This window comes from Variovorax multivorans (assembly GCF_051216835.1).
Lineage (GTDB): Bacteria > Pseudomonadota > Gammaproteobacteria > Burkholderiales > Burkholderiaceae_C > Variovorax.
Map to the genome: position 1 here is coordinate 1 of NZ_JBPJZL010000009.1, position 19,492 is coordinate 19,492.

A 19,492-nucleotide genomic window follows, 5' to 3' on the forward strand; every position below is an offset into this window, starting at 1 on the left:
TCGCACCGGAGCCCTATGTTTAACCTTGGAGAAACTTGCAATGAAAAAATCTCTAGTTGCTCTGGCTGCCCTGGCTGTTGCCGGTGTTGCCTCGGCTCAGTCGTCCGTCACGCTGTTCGGTGTGGTCGACGCGTCGATCAGCGGCTACTCGTCCAGTTCGCGTGACCTGAGGCCCACGAATCTGGGCAGCGTGAAGGTCAGCCGTACGGCGCTGGCCAACTCTGGCTACAACACCAGCCGCCTGGGCTTCCGTGGTACGGAAGATCTGGGTGGCGGCCTGGCAGCCAGCTTCTGGCTCGAAGCCCCGATTGCCAATGACGACGGCGCAACCGGCCTCGCAACCTTCGTACGTCGCTCGACCGTGAGCCTGTCGGGTGGTTTCGGTGAACTTCGCCTGGGTCGCGACTACACCCCGACGTTCTGGAACGACACCGTGTTCGATCCGTTCGGCACCAACGGCGTTGGCTCGAACCTGATCAACACGGCCAACGGCTTCAACGCTGTAACCAACGGCGCCAAGGACACCGGCGGCTTCGGCGGCAACCAGAACTACTCCCGCGCCAGCAATTCGATCGGCTACTTCCTGCCGTCGAACCTGGGTGGCTTCTATGGCCAGGTGATGTACGCGTTCCACGAGAACGACAAGTACAGCAACGGCGGTTTCACCCCGAAGGACAGCGCAACGTCGAAGAGCCGCGCAGGCCGTTACATCGGTGGTCGCTTCGGCTACGCCAACGGTCCTCTGGACGTGGCGGTCGCCTACGGCAACAGCACGGTCGGCGACCAGTACTACGCCGGCACCACCGACTCTGTAAAGACCTTCAACCTGGGTGCCTCGTATGACTTCGGCCCCGTGAAGCTGTTCGGTGAACTGTCACGTGCCAAGAACTCGCGCGACTATGAAATCACCCCCATCGCCGGCGGCCGCCCCGACGTCGATCTGAACGGCTATCTGCTTGGCGTGACCGTGCCGGTTGGTGCTGGTTTGATCAGGGCGTCCTACTCGGCCGTCAAGTACGACTACAACCTGCCAGTCACCGCCAACCAACGCGACCCGAAGGCCAACAAACTGGCACTCGGCTACGTGCACAACCTGTCGAAGCGCACCGCCCTTTACGCCACGGTTGCTCGCGTGAGCAACAAGAACGGCGCAGCATTGACCGTGGGTGGCCCGGCTTTCTACAACGCGGCTGCTGGCGTGTTCACGCCGAAGACCTCGACGGGCTACGACTTCGGCATTCGTCACGCGTTCTGATCTTCTTCGTTTGATCCCGATGCTGGCTCTTGCCAGTTCGAATCAGCAAAGCCTCAAGTCGCCCGGCTCACGCCGGGCGGCTTTTTGTCCTTGCTCCCCTTCTTTCTCTTTCTCAGCTCGCCCGGCTACGCCGGCTTTGCAGCAGCCCCACATTCATTTCTCCGCTCAACACCGATGCGTAGAAACGCTCGACCATGTTGACGCTCGTGCGCGCATTGCGTGCCAAGGTCAGCATGTCGATCCCTTGCCCGTACAAGAGCCGCAGCGTGATCGCGGTATGGCGCAGGCAATACAGCGTTCTCGATTGACCCAGTGGCCCTTTCTCGAGCCCCGCCTTTTCGAGCACCCAGTGAAAGAAGAAGTTGAGCACCGCCAGCGCATGCTCGCGGTTCTTCAGCTGCGGCAGGAAGATGTAGTCCTCCGCCCCGTCATACCCATGCTCGCCGCGATACGCGAGCAAGCATTCGTAGACCCGCACCGCAGGACACAGGCTCACGATGGGCTGACTGTGCCGCTTGGTCTCCGGCAGGTTCATCCGCAGATAGACGTGCTTGCCGCGCACGACCTCGATGTGCTTGTGCTTCATGAGCTTGATGTCGCTCGGACGCACGAAGGTGTTCACCATCCAGCGGATCAGCCAGGGCAGCTCGTCCGGCATGACGAGCAGTTCGCGCGCAATCCAGAAACGTTCGCCGGCCGCGAGTTGATCGAGCACCGGATGCGAGTGCCCACGCAAGCTGCGCGCGGTCTTGATGATCGTCCGGTACTCCGCAACGCTGAAGCTGCCGCGCGGCTGGCTGCGCACCTTGACCTTTGGAAAAGGAGGCGCATCGCGAAGCACACCGATGTGCACGCCGTGCATCACCACCTTGCGCAACAGCACCAGGTACTGGGCAATCGTCGTGCTGGTGAAACCTTGCTCTCCGAGGTGATCGATCAAGCGTTGCGCGTCGGCGGTTGCAAACGACTGCGCCGACACATCGCCCAGCAGCGGAACGATGTGCGCACGCAATCTGTTGCCCATCACCTGCCATGTGGCACGCCCAATTTCTTTTCGCTGAACGCGCGCGGCCTCCGCCTGCATCAGCCCTTTCGAAAGGTCACTGACAGAAATTGATAACAGATTCTGCTCATTTGTAAATTGATTGGCGGTCGGATGAATCGCGGGATACGCGCGTCCAAAAAATCCCGAATCATTTGCAGCTGGGGCTTTGCTGAAGAGGTTTATGACATTTGTGTCCATGTCATATCTCGCATGCAATCCCGATGCCTCTTATCATCAACAGTTAGCAAATGAAAACTCCCATGGAAAAAATCGTGCGCAATGCGCCTGTTAATCCGGCGCTCACGCCCGCCGACTATCTCAGAAAAATACTTAACGCTCGGGTCTACGACGTTGCCGTCGAATCAGCGCTCGAGAAGGCGCGCGCGCTCAGCGAACGGCTCGGCAACACCGTGCTGCTCAAGCGCGAAGACCAGCAACCGGTCTTCAGCTTCAAACTGCGCGGCGCCTATAACAAGATGGCGCATCTGAGTGCTGCGCAATTGGCAAGCGGCGTAATTTGCGCATCGGCTGGAAATCACGCGCAAGGCGTTGCATTGGGTGCGCGCAAACTCGGCACGCGCGCGGTGATCGTGATGCCTGTGACCACGCCCAAACTGAAAATCGATGCGGTGCGTGGTTTCGGCGGCGAAATCGTGCTGCATGGCGACAGCTATTCGGATGCCTATCTGCACGCACTCGAATTGCAGGCACAACAAAACCTGACTTTCGTGCATCCCTTCGACGACCCCGATGTCATCGCGGGCCAGGGCACCATCGCAATGGAAATCCTGCGACAGCACCAGGGCCCGCTCGATGCGGTGTTCGTCGCGATCGGCGGAGGCGGCTTGATCTCCGGCGTGGCCAACTACATCAAGGCCGTGCGACCCGAGATCAAGGTGATCGGCGTGCAGATGAACGACTCCGACGCGATGATGCAATCGGTCGCGGCCCATCAACGCGTGAACCTCTCCGACGTCGGCCTGTTCTCCGACGGCACGGCGGTCAAGCTGGTCGGCGAGGAAACCTTCCGCATCGCCAGCGAGCTGGTCGACGAATACATCGCCGTCGACACCGATGCCGTTTGCGCCGCCATCAAGGACATCTTCGTGGACACGCGCAGCATCGTCGAGCCCGCTGGTGCGCTGGCAGTTGCGGCCATCAAGGAATACGTTGCACAGCACGGTCGCCACGGCGAGACCTATGCGGCCATCCTGTGCGGCGCCAACATGAATTTCGACCGGCTGCGCTTCGTTGCCGAACGCGCCGAAGTCGGTGAAGAGCGTGAGGCATTGTTCGCCGTCACCATGCCCGAAGAGCGCGGCAGCTTCCGCCGCTTCTGCGAATTGATCGGCGAGATGCCCGCGAGCGATGCCGAAGCCACGGGCGGTGGCGCACCGCGCAACGTGACCGAGTTCAACTACCGCATAAGCGACGCAGCCAAGGCGCATGTGTTCGTCGGTCTCACGACCTCGGCGCGCGGCGAGTCGGCCTTCATCGCGCGGACCTTCGACGAGCACGGATTCAACACGCTCGACCTCACGCACGACGAGCTTGCGAAAGAACATCTGCGGCACCTGGTGGGCGGACGCACCGGCCTCGCACACGACGAGCGCCTGCTGCGCTTCGTGTTTCCCGAGCGCCCTGGCGCGCTGCTCAAGTTCCTGAGCCTGATGCAGCCGAACTGGAACATCAGCCTGTTCCACTACCGCAACCAGGGCGCCGACTACGGCCGCATCCTCGTGGGCCTGCAGGTGCCAGCCGGCGAAGCAGCCGAGTTCGACGCCTTCCTCGAAACGCTGGGCTACCCCTACGTCGAGGAAACAGCCAACCCGGCGTACCGGCTCTTTCTGCAGGCCTGAAAAAGCAGAAGCCGGCTCAAGGCCGGCTTCGATCGTTGGTGGGTCGCTCGCTCGTTCAGCTGTCCGCTGCTACTGCGCGGGTGCCTGTTGCGGCGGCGGTCCACCCGGTTGCTGCTGTTGTTGCGGCAACTGCGGCGGGGCCACCACGGCGGGCATCGTCGCAGGCAGAGGCCCAGGCGGCGCAGACATAGGCACTGCCGGCAACCCGGGGCTGGAAACACTGATCGGCGCGCGCACCGGCAATTGCAGCGTGAACGCCGCCGGGCCGTCGGCCTGCGTGCCGATGGTCGCCGAGCGCAGACCCACTGACTGCAGCACATAGTTGTCGCCGACCACCGAACCGACACGGAACGGCCGCGGCGGCTTGCCGTCGATGGAGATCAACGCGGCCCCCTGCTTCGAAGGGTCGGCCACCACACCCGACAGCGCAAAGCGGCTGGCCGCTTCGGGCGCCACCTGAGCGGTGCGTGACGCGGGCAGCACGCCCAGCAACCGGGCCACCGCATCCGAATCGGCCGTCACCGAAGGCCGCGGCATCGTCGCGGCCGCCGCCACGGCGTCGGTCGGCGAAGCCAGGCGCAGCGCCCAGAACACCGCGGCACCGGCCGCCAGCGCCCAAAGCCCCGTCGTTGCAAGTGGGGCATGCCAGCGAGCGGCTGAGTAGGGACTTGTCATGGCTGCGGATTATCATGCAGCGCGCTTTCCGAATCATGTCCGCCCAAGCTATGAACAAATTCCTCCGTGCCGCCACCCGCACCGCCCAACGCGGCTTCACGCTGATCGAACTGATGGTCGTGCTGGTCATCATCGGCGTGCTGGCGGCGCTCATCGTGCCGAACGTGATCGAGCGCGCCGACGACGCCCGCGTGACGGCCGCCCGCACCGACATCAACAACCTGATGCAGGCACTCAAGCTCTACCGTCTGGACAACCAGCGCTACCCCACCGCCGAGCAGGGCCTGCAGGCGCTGCTCACGCGCCCGACCACCGGTCCGGCCGCACCCAACTGGAAGGCCTACGTCGAGAAGCTGCCCAACGACCCCTGGGGCCATCCGTACCAGTACATGAATCCGGGCATCAAGGGCGAGATCGACGTGCTCTCGTTCGGCGCCGACGGCCAGAGCGGCGGCGAGGGCAAGAATGCCGACATCGGCAGCTGGCAATAGCGGCTCGGGCGCGCTGCGCCGCAACCGGTATCCACGCCCCCACATCCACCCGACCCGCGGCTTCACGCTGCTGGAGCTGATCGTGGTGATTGCCATCATCGCGATCGCCACCGCCGCCGTCAGCTTCGCGATACGCGACACCAACGCTGCCAAGCTCGACCGCGAAGCCGACCGGCTCGCCGCCCTGCTCGAATCGGCCCGCGCCCAGTCGCGCGCCAGCGGCATCGTGGTGCGGTGGCGGCCCGTCGAGGGCAGCTTCGTGTTCGACGGCCTCCCGCCTGGCGCACTGCCCGCCAACTGGGCCGCCGAGGGCATCACCGCACAGACCTCTCTCGCCAACGGCACGCTGGTTCCCGCGCTGCAACTCGGGCCCGATCCGATCATCGCGGCGCAGCAGGTCATGCTCTATTCCGCCGGCCCGCCCGCGCGCGCGCTGCGCATTGCGACCGACGGCGTTCGCCCCTTCACCGTTTCGGCCGTGCAATGAGTGCGCGACGCCCTGCCCCGTCCTCCCGCATCGGCGGCTTCACGCTGATCGAAGTGCTGATCGCACTCGGCATCGTCGCGCTGGCGCTGGCCGCGGGTTCGCAGGCCACCATGTCGCTCACGCGCAATGCACAGCGCCAGTCCGACCTCGTGCTGGCCGACCTGTGCGCGGAGAACGAACTCGCCAAGGCTCGCCTGTCGCGGCAGATGCCGGCAATCGGCGACTCGGGCTCCATCTGCCTGCAGGCCGGCGTCTCGTTCAACGTGACCACTTCGACCACGTCCACGCTGAACCCGAATTTCCGGCGCGTCGACGTGCAGGTGCGCGACGAAGCCGACGCGCCGATCCTGCGCATCTCCACCATCGTGGGGAGGTACTGATGCTCGCCCCCAGGTCCCGCGGCTTCACGCTGATCGAACTGCTCGTCGCCATCGCAGTGATGGCCCTGCTCTCGCTCATCAGCTGGCGCGGGCTCGACAGCATGTCCCGCGCCACCACGCAGAACCAGCAGCGCGCCGATGCCGTCCTCACGCTACAGGCCACGCTCGCGCAGTGGGGCGCCGACCTCGATGCCGTGACCACGCTCGCGCAGACCCGCCCGATCGACTGGGACGGCCGCGTGCTGCGGCTCACGCGCCGTGGCAGCGACGACGCGGCGCCTTCGGTGCAGGTGGTGGCCTGGATGCTGAAGTCCGACTCCGACGGCGTGCGCTGGCGGCGCTGGCAATCGCAGCCCTTCACCACGCGCGGCGAGTGGCAGCAGGCCTGGAACTTCGCCGCCGCCTGGGCACAGGACGGCGGCGCGAGCGCAGCCGGAGGCGGCTACAGCGACGTGCCGCTGGTGCCAGCCAGCAACTGGCAGCTCTATTTCTTCCGCGACAACACCTGGGTGCCGGCCAGCCAGTTGCCCGCCGTCGCGCCCAACCCCAACAATCCCGCGGGCCCCGTCGTCGCCATGCCCGACGGCGTGCGCCTCGTCATCACGCTACCGCCCGGAGACGGCCTCTCGGGCACTCTCACGCGCGACTGGGTCAAGCCGACCGTCGGATCGGCGAAATCATCATGACGGCAACAAAGAAGCACCAGTCCGGCGCCGCCCTGCTCGCCGCGATGCTGACCGTGATGCTCGTGGCCACCTTCGCCGCCGCGGCGCTGTGGCAGCAATGGCGCGCGGCCGAGGTCGAAGGTGCCGAGCGCGCGCGCGTGCAGGCTGCGTGGGTGCTGGTCGGAGCGCTCGACTGGTCGCGCCTGATCCTCAGCGAAGACGGCCGCACCGGCGGCCCCGACAACCTGGCAGAGCCCTGGGCCGTGCCGCTCGAGGAAGCGCGGCTCACGAGCTTCCTGGCGGCCGACAAGAACGTGTCGAGCGACAGCCTCGAAGGACTGCCCGACGCCTTCCTTTCGGGCCGCATCGTCGATGCGCAGTCCAAGCTCAACGTGCTGTCGCTGGTCGACAACGGCAAGCCAGTGCCCGCCAGCGTGGCTACCTTCACCCGGCTGTTCAACCTGCTGGGCCTGCCGGCGTCGGAACTCAGCCGGATGACCACGGGCCTGGTGGCCGCCCTTGCCACGGGCACCGCGACCGACGGCAACAGCAGCAGCGACGCCGGCGATCCCAGCGCCGCGCCGCTGATGCCGCAGCAGGTCTCGCAGCTGGTGTGGCTGGGCCTGTCGCCCTCGACCGCCGCCGCGCTCGAACCGTACGTGACGATCCTGCCGGTGAAGACCACGCTCAACCTCAACACCGCGAGCGCCGAAGCCATCAGCGCCAGCATGGAGTCGCTCAACATCGCCAGCGCGCGCCAACTGGTGGAGCGCCGCACGCGCGCCTTCTTCAAGGACATTGCCGCCGCCAACGCCGCGCTGCCCAGCGGCAGCACGCCCTTCAATGCGGCGCAGCACGGCGTGGGCACGCAGTACTTCGAGGTCTACGGCAGGCTGCGGCTGGAGCGCACCTACGTCGAGGAGCGCTCGCTTCTACAGCGCAACGGTGTCACGGTAACGACGATCTGGCGCACCCGCGGCGCCGGCGCAACGGACACTACGGTCAAACCCTGATTTCGATGCACTATTTGTAGACAAAAAGCCTTCGAATGCGCATGGCGTCTGCGCAACACGCTATCGAAACAAGAGCGTCCGCCTGTCAGACGCGCACCTACAATCACCGGCTTTTCCAAGATCCACATGACTCCCCTGCTGCTCATTGCCCCCCTCCCTCCGGCCGATGCCGCGGGCGAGTACGACTGGGCCCAGGCAGGCGACGACGGCATTGCATTGCGCAACCAGGGCCGTGCGTTGCTGGCGCTCCTGCCCTCGAGCGCTGAGGTCATGCTCGGCATTCCTTCCGTCGCGCTCTCGTGGCACCGCGTCACGCTGCCCAAGGGCAGCATGGGCAGCGCGTCGAAGCTGCGCGCAGTGCTCGACGGCCTGCTCGAAGAGCACCTGCTCGACGAACCCGAGGCCCTGCACTTCGCGCTCGAACCCGATGCCAAGGCCGGCGCGCCCGTGTGGGTCGCGGCCTGCAACCGCATCTGGCTGCGCAGCGTCGTGCAAGGGCTCGAAGCGGCCGACCGGCGCGTGGTACGCATCGTCCCTGAGTTCGCACCGCAGCCGGCCGACGGCCCGCCGCTGCTGCTGGTCACTGGCGAGCCCGAGGCGCCGCAGCTCACGGTGTGCGACGCCGACGGCGTGGTCTCGCTGCCGCTGGCCGGCGCCGGGCTGGCCCTGTCGGGCGGCCTGCCGCTGGACACCGCCGTCATCACCACCGAGCCCGCCGTGGCCGAAGCGGCCGAGCAGTTGCTCGAACGCCGCGTGCCCATAGTGCAATCGCCGCAGCGCTGGCTGCAGGCCGCGCGCACGCCCTGGGAGCTCGCGCAGTTCGACCTCGCCGCGACCGGCCGCGCACGCGCCGGCAAGAAATTCGCGTCGGTCCTGCAAACACTGCGCTATGCGCCCGAGTGGCGTGCAGCGCGCTGGGGCGTGGTCGTGCTGCTGCTGACCCAGCTGGTCGGCCTCAACGCCTGGGCCTGGAAGGAACGCAGCGCGCTCGAATCGAAACGCCAGGCCGCCAAGGCCATGCTGACCCAGACCTTCCCCTCGGTGAAGATCGTGGTCGACGCGCCGGTGCAGATGCAGCGCGAAGTTGCCGCATTGCAGCAGGCCGTGGGCGACGTGGCGGGCAGCGACTTCGAACCCATGGTCGGCGCGCTCGCCGCCAACCTGCCGCCCGGCAAGGTGCCGAGCGCGGTCGACTACAGCGCCGGTCAGCTGCGCCTGCGCGGCCTCGGGCTGCAGCCGTCGGAGGTCTCGCAGATCACCGGCGCGATGGCGCCGCGCGGCTACAACGTGCGCACTGAAGGCGACCTCCTGCTGGTGCAGGCCGAGGCCAACCGATGAATTTCAGCGAACAGCTCAAGGCCCACTGGGCCACCCTGGAGGTGCGCGAGCGCCGCATGGTCTACGCCGCCGCCGCACTCGTGGCACTGGCCTTGCTTTGGTGGATTGCGCTCGCCCCCGCGCTGCGCACGCTGGCCGCGGCACCGGCCGAACACGCGCAACTCGATGCGCAGCTGCAGCAGATGGCCACCTTGCAGAACCGCGCAAAGGCACTGCAATCGCAGCCGCGCCTGAACCGCGACGACGCGCTGCGCGCGCTCGAGACCTCGGTGCGCGACAGCTTCGGCGCCGGCAACGCGCAGCTCGTGACGACCGGCGGCGACGGCGCTGCTGCCGTCTCGCTGCGGTCCGCGCCCGCTGCCACCGTCGCCCAATGGCTTGGCCAGGCCCGCGGCAACGCGCATGCCGTGCCGCGCGAAGTCCACCTGACCCGCGCACCGACCGCAGCGCCGGCCGCACCGTCGCCCGGCGCAAAGGACACGCCGAAGACGCCGCAGGTCCGCTGGGACGGCACCGTCGTCATGGCGCTCCCCGCGGCGCGATGAGCGCGATGAGCAACAGGCCCGCATGCTGACCCGCCCTCCGATCTCCGAACCCCGGCCGCGCCGCGGCTGGCGCTGGGCCCTGCTCGGCATCACGGTCGGCGCGCTGCTGGCGGTGGTGCTGTTCGCGCCGGCGCGCTGGCTGTCGGCCGCACTGTCGAACTGGAGCCATGGCCGCCTCGTGCTGGCCAACCCACGCGGAACCGTCTGGAACGGCACGGCCGCCGTGGTCTTCGCCAGCGGCGCCGGCGGCGCGCAGGCGGTGTCGCTGCCCGGCCTGCTGCACTGGCGCATGCGCCCGGGCTGGAGCGGCATCTCCGCCAGCCTCGATCTGCCCTGCTGCGCCGCGCAGCCGCTTGAACTCAAGGCCAGTCCGCGCGCGGGCGGCATGCAGCTCGCATGGCAGGACAGCCGCTCGCGCTGGCCCGCCACCCTGCTCACCGGCCTGGGCGCGCCCTGGAACACGCTCAAGCTCGAAGGCGCGCTCGACCTGTCCACCAAGGCCTTCTCGATGCAGTGGGACGGCCCCGCGCTGCGCGTTGCCGGCCAGGCCACGCTCGACGCCACTGATGTTTCCTCCAGCCTGTCGACCCTGCGGCCGATGGGCAGCTACCGGCTCACGCTCGAAGGCGGCACCCGCCCCACGCTGCTGCTCAGCACGCGCGAGGGCAGCCTCGAACTGAACGGCAGCGGCAGCTGGAACGGCACTTCCTTCCGCTTCAACGGCGAAGCCAGTGCCGCGCCCGGCCGCGAAGACGCGCTTTCCAATTTGTTGAACATCATCGGACGGCGCGAGAACGCGCGTTCGATCATCACCCTGGGTTGATCCTCATGATGAAGCCACTGTTTTCGACCGGCACCGTCGCACTCGCCGTGCGCGTGCTGATCGCCGCCACGTTCCTGCAGGGCGCACCCGCCGCGTTCGCGCAGACCGGCGATGCGCCGCGCCGCGGCGAGCCGATCACGCTGAACTTCTCCAACGCCGACATCGAGGCCGTGGCCCGCACCATGGCGGTGGTCACGGGCCGCGACGTGGTGGTCGACCCGCGCGTCAAGGGCACGATGAACCTCGTCACCGACCGCGCCATCCAGCCGGCCGCCGCCTTCAACCAGTTCGCCTCGGCGCTGCGCCTGCAGGGCTTCGCAGTGGTGGAGGCCGACGGCCTCTACAAGGTGGTGCCCGAGGCCGACGCCAAGCTGCAGAGCAGCACCGTCAACACATCCATCAGCGCCACGGCGTCGAGCGGCAGCAACCAGATCGTCACGCAGATCTTCCGGCTCAACTACGAGTCGCCGAACAACCTGCTGCCGGTGCTGCGCCCGCTGATTCCGCCGAACAACACCATCAACGTGAACCCGGGCAACAACTCGCTCGTGATCACCGACTACGCCGACAACATGCGCCGGCTGGCGCGCATCATCGCGTCGCTCGACGTGCCGAACGCGTCCGACATCGAGGTCATCCAGCTCAAGCACTCCGTGGCCACCGACATGGTGCCGCTGGTGCAGCGTCTGGTCGACGGCGGCGGCTCCGGCGCTCCGGGCGGCGCCGCACCCGGTGCGACCGATGCGTCGTTCCGCACCACGCTCATGGCCGACCCGCGCAGCAACTCGCTGATCTTGCGCGCGGCCAACCCGGCGCGCGTGGCGCTGGTGCGCACGCTGGTCGAGAAGCTCGACCGCGCGCCGACCGAAAGCAGCAATGGCTTGGCCGGCAACATCTACGTGGTCTACCTGAAGAATGCCGACGCGGTGCGCCTCGCCGCCACGCTGCGCGCCGCGATGGCGGCAAACCAGCAGAACACAACGCCGGGCGCGGCCGGCGCCGCGGGTGGCGGTGCGACGCCCCAGCAGAGCACGCCGCAAGCCATGCAGGTGAACCTGAACAGCGGCGGCAGCCAGAGCGGTGGCTCGGCGGCCGCCAACGCGCCGCTGAACAACGCGAACCAGCCCTCGACCGGTGGCCAGATCCAGGCCGACCCGACGACCAACTCGCTGATCATCACCGCGCCCGAGCCGCAGTACCGCCAGATGCGCGCCGTGATCGACAAGCTCGATGGCCGGCGCGCGCAGGTCATGATCGAGGCGCTGATCGTCGAGGTCAACGCCACCAAGGCCGCCAAGTTCGGCGTGCAGTGGCAAAGCGCGCTGGGCAACAACGCCGTCATCGGCACCAACTCCACCCTCAACGGCGGCAACATCCTGGCGCTGACCCAGGCGCTGGCCACCAAGGATGCCTCCGGCCTGGCAACGTCGGTCCAGTCTGGCCTGAACCTCGGCATTGCCGGCAAGATCGGCGGCCAGTACATCCTGGGCGCGGTGGCGAATTTCTTCAGCAACGACAACGACGCCAACGTGCTCTCGACGCCCAACCTGCTGACGCTGGACAACGAAGAAGCCAAGATCGTCATCGGCCAGAACGTGCCGTTCCCGACCGGCTCCTACGCCAGCACCTCGGGCTCGGTGGGCGTGAACCCGTTCACCACCGTCGAGCGCAAGGACGTCGGCCTCACCCTGCGCGTGCGTCCGACCATCAACGAGAACGGCACCGTGAAGATGACGATCTTCCAGGAGATCTCGAACGTCGCACCCGGCACCACCACCGACCCCAACGGTCCCACCACCAACAAGCGCTCGCTCGAATCCAGCGTGCTGGTGGAAGACGGCGGGCTCGTCATGCTCGGCGGCCTGCTGTCGGACACCTACGGCACCAACACTGAAAAGGTGCCCTTCGCCGGCGACATCCCGGTGGTCGGCAACCTGTTCAAGAGCGAGAACCGCTCGCGCGTCAAGAACAACCTGATGATGTTCCTGCGCCCGGTGGTGATGCGCGACGCCACGGCGACCGAAGCCTTCGCATTCGATCGCTACGACCAGATCCGTGGCCTGCAGCAGGCGACCCAGCCCAACACCGACAACGTGATGCTGCGCAACGTGAATGCCGCACCCGTGCTGCCGGAGTCGCCGCCGTTGGGCACAAGCAGCAACAGCCGGGGCGGCCTGCGCGAGCAAGGCACCCAGCTGATCCCGCCGCCCGCTCTGCCCGCCGACAACCGCAAGCTGGCGCCGAGCACCCTGCGCGGCGCCCTGCCGCCGACCGCCGACCCCGTGAGCACGCGCGAACTGCCTTGATACTGCATTGATGTCCATGCGCTACCCCCTGCCCTACGCCTTCGCACGCAGCCAGCAGCTTTTGCTCGAGGAGACCGACGACGGCCGCTACACGCTGTGGATGTCGAGCCACCCGGCGCGCAGCGCGGTCGGCGAGGTGTCGCGCAAGTACGGCGTGCAGGCCTTCGAGGTGCTGGCCGACGGCGCGCTGGCGCAGCGCATCAGCGCGGCTTACGCGCAGGGCGAGTCGAGCGCCGCCGCGGTGGTGAGCGAAGTGCAGAACGACGCCGACCTCTCGCGCATGATGCAGGAGCTGCCCGCGGTCGAAGACTTGCTGGCGAGCGCTGGCGACGCGCCCATCATCCGCATGCTGAACGCACTGCTCACGCAGGCCGCGCGCGACGGCGCGAGCGACATCCACATCGAGCCCTACGAACGCACCTCGTCCGTGCGCTTTCGCATCGACGGCACGCTGCGCGAAGTGGTGCAGCCCAACCGCGCGCTGCACGCCGCGCTGATATCGCGCCTGAAGATCATGGCCGACCTCGACATCTCCGAGAAGCGGCTGCCGCAGGACGGGCGCATCTCCTTGCGCATCGGCACGCGCGCGGTCGACGTGCGGGTGTCGACGCTGCCGAGCGCGCACGGCGAACGCGCAGTGCTGCGCCTGCTGGACAAGAGCGAATCGAAGCTCACGCTCGAATCGGTGGGCATGCAGGGCGACACGCTGGAGCGCTTCGAGAAGCTCATCTCGCAGCCGCACGGCATCATCCTCGTGACCGGCCCCACGGGCTCGGGCAAGACCACCACGCTGTACGCCGCGCTGGCCCGGCTCGACGCGAGCCGCAGCAACATCATGACGGTGGAAGACCCCATCGAGTACGAGCTGCCGGGCGTGGGCCAGACGCAGATCAACGCCAAGATCGAACTCACCTTCGCCAAGGCCCTGCGCGCGATCCTGCGGCAGGACCCGGACGTCATCATGATCGGCGAAATCCGCGACTTCGAGACTGCGCAGATCGCCATCCAGGCCTCGCTGACCGGCCACCTTGTGCTGGCCACGCTGCACACGAACGACTCGGTCAGTGCCGTCACGCGCCTGACCGACATGGGCGTGGAGCCTTTTCTTCTGAGCTCATCGCTGCTCGGCGTGCTCGCACAGCGCCTCGTGCGCAAGGTGTGCACGGTGTGTGCCGGCGCGGGCTGCGAAGTGTGCGGCCAGACCGGCTACCAGGGCCGCACCGGCATCTTCGAGCTGCTTGTGGCCGACGAAACCGTGCAAGGGCTGATCCACAGCAAGGCGGCCGAGAGCGAACTGCTCAAGGCCGGCGCGCGTGGCGGCCTGCGCCTGATGCGCGAAGACGGCGAACGGCTGGTGCAGGCCGGCGTCACTTCGCGCGCCGAGTTGCTGCGCGTCACGCGCGACTAAGCCGCTCCGGCGCTCCCCATGCCCGCCTATTCCTTCGAAGCCATCGACGCCAGCGGCCAGAGCCGCGAAGGCGTGCTCGAGGCCGACACCGCCCGCAGCGCGCGCAGCCTGCTGCGAGCGCAGGCGCTCATTCCGCTGTCGGTCAAGCCGGTCGGCAGCGACCACGTCAACGGCACCGGCCAGCGCAGCACCCTCAGCCGCTGGCTCGGCGGCGGCAAGCGCGTCTTCAATTCCACCGGCCTCGCGGTGTGGACGCGGCAGCTCGCGGGCCTCGTCTCGTCGGGCCTGCCGCTGGAACGCGCGCTCACGGCACTCACCGACGAAGCCGAGTCCGAGCAGCAGCGCAACCTTGTCGCGTCGCTGCGCGCCGAAGTCAACGCGGGCTCGCCGTTCGCGCGTGCGCTGTCGGCGCACCCGCGCGAGTTCTCGCCCATCTACACGGCCGTGATCGGCGCCGGCGAGCAGAGCGGCAACCTCGGCCTTGTGCTCGACCGCCTTGCCGACGACCTCGAAGAGCGCCAGGCGCTGCAGCAGAAGCTGATAGGCGCGGCGCTGTACCCGGCCATCGTCACGCTGGTGGCGATCGTGATCGTGATCTTCCTCGTGAGCTACGTGGTGCCGCAGGTGGCGCAGGTGTTCGCGGGCACCAAGCGCTCGCTGCCGTTCCTCACCACCGTGATGCTGTCGCTGAGCGCGGGCGTGCGCAACTACGGCTGGTGGATGCTGTGCGCGGTCGTGCTCGCGGCCATCGGTGTGCGGGTGGCGCTGGCACAAGAGGCCTTCCGCCTGAAGTTCGACGCGGTCTGGCTCAAGCTGCCGCTGGTCGGCAAGCTTGCGCGCGGCTACAACGCGGCGCGCTTCGCGAGCACGCTCGCCATGCTGGCCACGGCCGGCGTGCCGATCCTGCGTGCGCTGCAGGCGGCTTCCGAAACGCTGAGCAACCGCGCGATGCGTGCCGACGCGCTCGACGCGCTGGTGCTGGTGCGCGAAGGCGCGCCGCTGGCCTCGGCGCTGGCGCAGAAGAAGCGCTTTCCGGGCCTGGTGTCGATGTTCGCGCGCCTCGGCGAGCAGACCGGCACCCTGCCGCTGATGCTGCAACGCGCGGCCAATCAACTCAGCGCCGAAGTGCAGCGCCGCGCGATGCACCTGGCGACCATCCTCGAGCCGCTGCTGATCGTGGCGATGGGCGGGGTGGTGATGCTGATTGTTCTGGCCGTGATGCTGCCTATCATCCAGCTGAACCAGTTCGTCAAGTAACAACGGCCAGCCAGCAAGGCGCACCATGCCCGTAACGCTCGAAGACAAGCTCGTGGTCGCGATCTCCTCGCGTGCCCTGTTCAATCTCGAAGAAGAAAACAAGATCTTCGAGGCCGGGGACAACGAGGGCTACATGAAGCTGCAGCTCGACCGCATCGACGTGCCGGCCGCGCCAGGCATTGCCTACTCGCTGATCCGCAAGCTGCTTCGCTTCAACGAAGACGGCGTGCAGCGTGTCGAGGTGGTGATTCTTTCGCGCAACGACCCGGTCTCGGGCATGCGCATCTTCAAATCGAGCGCGGCGGCCGACATCAAGCTGCAGCGCGGCGTGTTCACGCAGGGCCGCCCGCCCTTCGGCTACCTGCGCCCGCTGCGCGCGCACCTCTTCCTCTCGGTCAATGCGCAAGACGTGCGCGAGGCGCTCATCGCGGGCTTTCCGGCCGCGCGCGTGCTGGTCGAATCGGTAAAAGCCAGCGACGCCTGGCCGAACGAAGTGCGCATTGCCTTCGACGGCGACGCGGTGCTGTTCTCGGACGAGGCCGAGCGCGTGTTCCAGGCCGAGGGGCTCGATGCCTTCCAGGCCCACGAGCTCAGCAAGGCCGACCTGCCCTTGCCCGAAGGCCCGTTCAAGCCGCTGCTGATGGCGCTGCACCGGCTGCAGATGGCCGGCAATGCGCAGATGCGCATCCGCACCGCGCTCGTCACCGCGCGTAGTGCACCGGCGCACGAGCGCGCGATCCGCACGCTCATGAAGTGGAACATCCGCGTCGACGAGGCCATGTTCCTCGGCGGCCTGCCCAAGGGCGAGTTCCTGCGCGAGTTCGAACCCGACTTCTTCTTCGATGACCAGACCGGTCATGTCGATGCGGCCTCGCGCCACGTGCCCGCCGGGCATGTATCGAGCGGTATCAGCAACGAGCCCTGAGCTCTGCGCCTGAACGCGGCGCCAGGCCGCGCCACGCCGTCATTCCACTGATTTCGACGCCGCCACTGGGCGGGGCGTTGTCACGCGCCTGACTTCTCTGCGTCACCGCGAGTTAACCAGTTGGTAACGGGTTCTCCCTAGTCTCGTGGCCCAGGTGCGCCCCCTCACGCGCCTTCCAGAACCACATAACAAAGGACCGATCCATGCGACTTCTTTTTCTTCGCACGCGGCTTGCGCCCGTGCTGTTCCTTGCCTGTGCGCTCTCGGCGTGCGGTGGTGGCAGCGGTGGTGGCTTCTTCGGCGGCACGCCGACGACGCCGACCACCCCCACCCCGCCCGACAACACCCCGAAGCCCGAGATGCGCTGCGCTCCGTGAGCGCCGCCAGGAACAACTCAATGACCTCCCGCCGCAAATTCCTCACGGGCACAGCCACGACTGGCGCTGCCGCTCTCGCACTCTCGGCTTTTCCGCCGAGCATCCGCCGCGCGCTCGCCATTCCCGCCAACAACAAGACCGGCACCATCCAGGACGTCGAGCATGTCGTGATCCTGATGCAGGAGAACCGCTCGTTCGACCACTACTTCGGCATGCTCATGGGCGTGCGCGGCTTCGGCGACCGCTTCGCCATTCCGCTGATCGGCGGACGCCGCGTGTGGGAGCAGAGCGACGCCGACGGCAAAGTGGTGCTGCCGTACCACCTCGACCAGACCCTGGGCAACGCGCAACGCGTGAGCGGCACGCCGCACAGCTGGCTCAACGCACAGGACGCCTGGGACGGCGGGCGCCTCAACCAATGGCCGAAGTACAAGGCCACCGACACGGCGCCCTTCACGCAATCGATGGGCTATCTGCAAGAGGCCGAACTGCAGTTCCAGTACGCACTGGCCAACGCCTTCACCGTGTGCGACAGCTACCACTGCGGCATGCACACCGGCACCAACTCCAACCGCCTGTTCCACTGGAGCGGCACCAACGGCCCTTCGGGCCAGACCAGCACCGGTGTGGCGGGCGTCGCCTCGGTGGACAACACCTGGGAGAACCTGCGGTTTCCATGGGACCCCACCGACAACCCCGGTGTCGATTCGACCACCTTCGGCTGTAACTGGAAGACCTACCCTGAGCGCCTGCAGGACGCCAAGGTCAGCTGGATCGTCTACCAGAACCTGCCCGACAACTTCACCGACAACCCGCTGGCCGGCTTCCAGCAATACCGGGTGGCCAACAAGGCTTCAGGCAAGAACAACGAGCGCTACGACGGCGACGCCAGCCCACCCGTGGGCACGACGCTGCCGGCCTACGACCCCGCCAGCGACGACGCGGCCAACCCGCTCTACAAGGGCATCGCCAACACCATGCCCGACGGCGGCCTGCTCGGCGCGTTCAAGCAGGATGTGGCCAGCGGCAAGCTCGCACAGGTGTCATGGATCGTGGCCCCGGCCGCGTACTCCGAGCACCCCGGGCCTTCGAGCCCCGTGCAGGGCGCCTGGTACATCCAGCAGGTGCTTGATGCGCTCACCGCCTCGCCCGACGTGTGGAGCAAGACGGTGTTCATCGTCAACTTCGACGAGAACGACGGCTACTTCGACCACGTGCCCTCGCCTTCCGCGCCTTCGATCAACCCCGACAAGAGCGCGGCGGGCAAGACCACGCTCGGCGACGCCGATGTCGCGTTCGAGCGCTACAACCACCCGCTGGTGCCCGGCACACCCGGCGACGTGCCCCAGCCGGACGGCCGCGTCTACGGCCCCGGCCCGCGCGTGCCGATGTACGTCATCTCGCCGTGGAGCCGTGGCGGCTGGGTCAACTCTCAAGTGTTCGACCACACCTCGGTACTGCGCTTCCTCGAAGCGCGATTCGGCGTGAAGGAAACGAACATCTCGCCGTTCCGCCGCGCGATTGCCGGCGACCTGACCAGCGCCTTCAACTTCGCAACGCCCAACAGCGAAGTGCTGCCCACGCTCGCTGGACGCAAGACCCAGGCCGAGGCAGACCAGCTGCGCATCGACCAGGAAGCGCTGGCGCAGGTTCCGCTGCCGATCACGCCAGCGCTGCCGCGGCAACCCACCGGCACCCGCCCCTCGCGCGCGCTGCCGTACGAACTGCACACCAGCGCAAAGGCCGACGTGGTCAATGGCAAGCTGCAGCTGCTGTTCTCCAACACCGGCAAGGCCGCGGCCGTGTTCCATGTGTACGACAAGCTGCATCTTGATCGCCTGCCGCGCCGCTACATGGTCGAGGCCGGCAAGATGCTCGACGACACCTGGGCCGCGATGACCGACGACGCCGGCGCCTACGACCTGTGGGTGCTCGGTCCCAACGGCTTCCATCGCCACTTCAAGGGCAACCTCAACGCACTGCGCACCAGCAATGCGACGCCCGAAGTTCGCGTGTGCTACGACATCACCAACGGCAACGTCTACCTGAGCATGCGCAACGACGGCAAGACGGCGTGCCGGTTCACCATCAACGCCAAGGCCTATCGCAACGATGGCCCATGGACCGCGACGGTGAACGGCGGTGCCAGCGTCGATCAGCACTGGGAGCTTGCGAACAGCGGCCAGTGGTACGACTTCGCAGTCACCTGTGATGTAGATCCGACCTACTACCGCCGCTTCGCCGGCCGCGTCGAAACCGGCAAGCACACGGTGAGCGATCCGGCCATGGGCATGGCCGACCTCTGAGCGTTAGTTCTTTTCGATGACAGGGTGGGCGCGCGTGCAACTCGCGCTTACACCTCGTCATTGCGGATTCATCCCGACGTCACCGCTGCTTTCTAGCCTCGAAAGCACCACGACCATCCTGAGGATCTTCCTATGCGACTCGTCTCACCGCGCGCGTGCCTCGCGTCCGCGCTCATCATCATGGCCTGCGCCCTCTCCGCCTGTGGCGGCAGCGGCGGTGGCGGCTTCGCCGGCCTGCCCGGCACGGGCACCACGCCACCGCCCAATACGCCGCCCGACACCGGGGTACAGCCCGAGAAGCGCTGCGCACCCTGACCTCTTGTCCATGAAGAACCAC

The 19,492-nt window shown here is 67.2% G+C and carries 19 protein-coding genes; 17 read left to right on the forward strand and 2 right to left on the reverse strand.

Translation table 11 applies throughout. From position 1 onward, the window contains the following. Positions 1-40 precede the first annotated feature (40 nt). On the forward strand, positions 41-1,255 hold the full coding sequence (locus ACSFCA_RS23255) for a porin (protein ID WP_435460935.1): 1,215 nt from the start codon (positions 41-43) through the stop codon (positions 1,253-1,255). A gap of 112 nt (positions 1,256-1,367) precedes the next feature. Here the strand turns inward: ACSFCA_RS23255 and ACSFCA_RS23260 are convergent, their stop codons facing one another. Beyond that, on the reverse strand, positions 1,368-2,498 hold the full coding sequence (locus tag ACSFCA_RS23260) for a hypothetical protein (protein WP_435460936.1): 1,131 nt from the start codon (positions 2,496-2,498) through the stop codon (positions 1,368-1,370). A gap of 50 nt (positions 2,499-2,548) precedes the next feature. Here ACSFCA_RS23260 and ilvA point away from each other — a divergent pair, with 50 nt between their 5' ends. Continuing rightward, entirely contained in the window at positions 2,549-4,159 is a 1,611-nt protein-coding gene (gene ilvA, locus ACSFCA_RS23265) for a threonine ammonia-lyase, biosynthetic (protein ID WP_258351063.1), read from the forward strand. 69 nt (positions 4,160-4,228) lie between these two features. Here ilvA and ACSFCA_RS23270 read toward each other — a convergent pair whose 3' ends face one another. Continuing rightward, positions 4,229-4,834 (reverse strand): type II secretion system protein N, encoded by a 606-nt coding sequence (locus ACSFCA_RS23270; protein WP_435460937.1) that lies wholly within the window; start codon positions 4,832-4,834, stop codon positions 4,229-4,231. 50 nt (positions 4,835-4,884) lie between these two features. Between ACSFCA_RS23270 and gspG the strand changes: the two genes are divergently transcribed. From gspG to ACSFCA_RS23345, 15 genes are all read left to right on the forward strand, one after another. Next, complete coding sequence (gene gspG / locus ACSFCA_RS23275; protein ID WP_093048308.1) at positions 4,885-5,325, forward strand: type II secretion system major pseudopilin GspG; 441 nt, start codon at positions 4,885-4,887, stop codon at positions 5,323-5,325. Then, positions 5,300-5,812 carry a prepilin-type N-terminal cleavage/methylation domain-containing protein gene (locus tag ACSFCA_RS23280; RefSeq protein WP_258351065.1) on the forward strand — a complete coding sequence of 171 codons (513 nt, stop codon included), beginning with the start codon at positions 5,300-5,302 and terminating at the stop codon, positions 5,810-5,812. Before gspG ends, ACSFCA_RS23280 begins: the two co-directional genes overlap by 26 nt. Beyond that, positions 5,809-6,192, forward strand: coding sequence for a type II secretion system minor pseudopilin GspI (gene gspI, locus ACSFCA_RS23285; protein ID WP_258351066.1), 384 nt, complete (start codon positions 5,809-5,811; stop codon positions 6,190-6,192). Before ACSFCA_RS23280 ends, gspI begins: the two co-directional genes overlap by 4 nt. Beyond that, positions 6,192-6,878 carry a PulJ/GspJ family protein gene (locus ACSFCA_RS23290; protein ID WP_258351067.1) on the forward strand — a complete coding sequence of 229 codons (687 nt, stop codon included), beginning with the start codon at positions 6,192-6,194 and terminating at the stop codon, positions 6,876-6,878. The genes gspI and ACSFCA_RS23290 overlap by 1 nt, the downstream gene beginning before the upstream one ends. Next, positions 6,875-7,870 (forward strand): type II secretion system minor pseudopilin GspK, encoded by a 996-nt coding sequence (gene gspK, locus ACSFCA_RS23295; protein WP_435460938.1) that lies wholly within the window; start codon positions 6,875-6,877, stop codon positions 7,868-7,870. Before ACSFCA_RS23290 ends, gspK begins: the two co-directional genes overlap by 4 nt. Before the next feature lie 126 nt (positions 7,871-7,996). Continuing rightward, on the forward strand, positions 7,997-9,208 hold the full coding sequence (gene gspL, locus ACSFCA_RS23300; protein ID WP_435460939.1) for a type II secretion system protein GspL: 1,212 nt from the start codon (positions 7,997-7,999) through the stop codon (positions 9,206-9,208). Beyond that, positions 9,205-9,753, forward strand: coding sequence for a type II secretion system protein GspM (gene gspM / locus ACSFCA_RS23305; protein ID WP_435460940.1), 549 nt, complete (start codon positions 9,205-9,207; stop codon positions 9,751-9,753). Before gspL ends, gspM begins: the two co-directional genes overlap by 4 nt. A gap of 22 nt (positions 9,754-9,775) precedes the next feature. Further along, positions 9,776-10,576 (forward strand): type II secretion system protein N, encoded by an 801-nt coding sequence (gene gspN, locus ACSFCA_RS23310; protein WP_258351071.1) that lies wholly within the window; start codon positions 9,776-9,778, stop codon positions 10,574-10,576. Positions 10,577-10,581: 5 nt separating this feature from the next. Continuing rightward, entirely contained in the window at positions 10,582-12,882 is a 2,301-nt protein-coding gene (gene gspD, locus ACSFCA_RS23315; protein WP_435460941.1) for a type II secretion system secretin GspD, read from the forward strand. A gap of 16 nt (positions 12,883-12,898) precedes the next feature. Continuing rightward, complete coding sequence (locus ACSFCA_RS23320) at positions 12,899-14,290, forward strand: GspE/PulE family protein (RefSeq protein ID WP_093048284.1); 1,392 nt, start codon at positions 12,899-12,901, stop codon at positions 14,288-14,290. Between the two features lie 18 nt (positions 14,291-14,308). Further along, complete coding sequence (gspF, locus tag ACSFCA_RS23325) at positions 14,309-15,547, forward strand: type II secretion system inner membrane protein GspF (protein WP_435460942.1); 1,239 nt, start codon at positions 14,309-14,311, stop codon at positions 15,545-15,547. A 25-nt stretch (positions 15,548-15,572) separates the two neighbouring features. Beyond that, positions 15,573-16,472 carry a 5'-nucleotidase gene (locus ACSFCA_RS23330; RefSeq protein WP_056509256.1) on the forward strand — a complete coding sequence of 300 codons (900 nt, stop codon included), beginning with the start codon at positions 15,573-15,575 and terminating at the stop codon, positions 16,470-16,472. Between the two features lie 203 nt (positions 16,473-16,675). Further along, complete coding sequence (locus tag ACSFCA_RS23335; protein ID WP_435460943.1) at positions 16,676-16,849, forward strand: hypothetical protein; 174 nt, start codon at positions 16,676-16,678, stop codon at positions 16,847-16,849. A 20-nt stretch (positions 16,850-16,869) separates the two neighbouring features. Beyond that, the gene (locus ACSFCA_RS23340) at positions 16,870-19,155 is read left to right on the forward strand and encodes a phosphocholine-specific phospholipase C (protein WP_258351074.1); all 2,286 of its coding nucleotides are present in this window, start codon (positions 16,870-16,872) and stop codon (positions 19,153-19,155) included. 132 nt (positions 19,156-19,287) lie between these two features. Then, positions 19,288-19,470: a hypothetical protein gene (locus ACSFCA_RS23345; RefSeq protein ID WP_258351075.1), complete on the forward strand. Its 183-nt coding sequence runs from the start codon at positions 19,288-19,290 to the stop codon at positions 19,468-19,470. Positions 19,471-19,492: the final 22 nt, after the last annotated feature.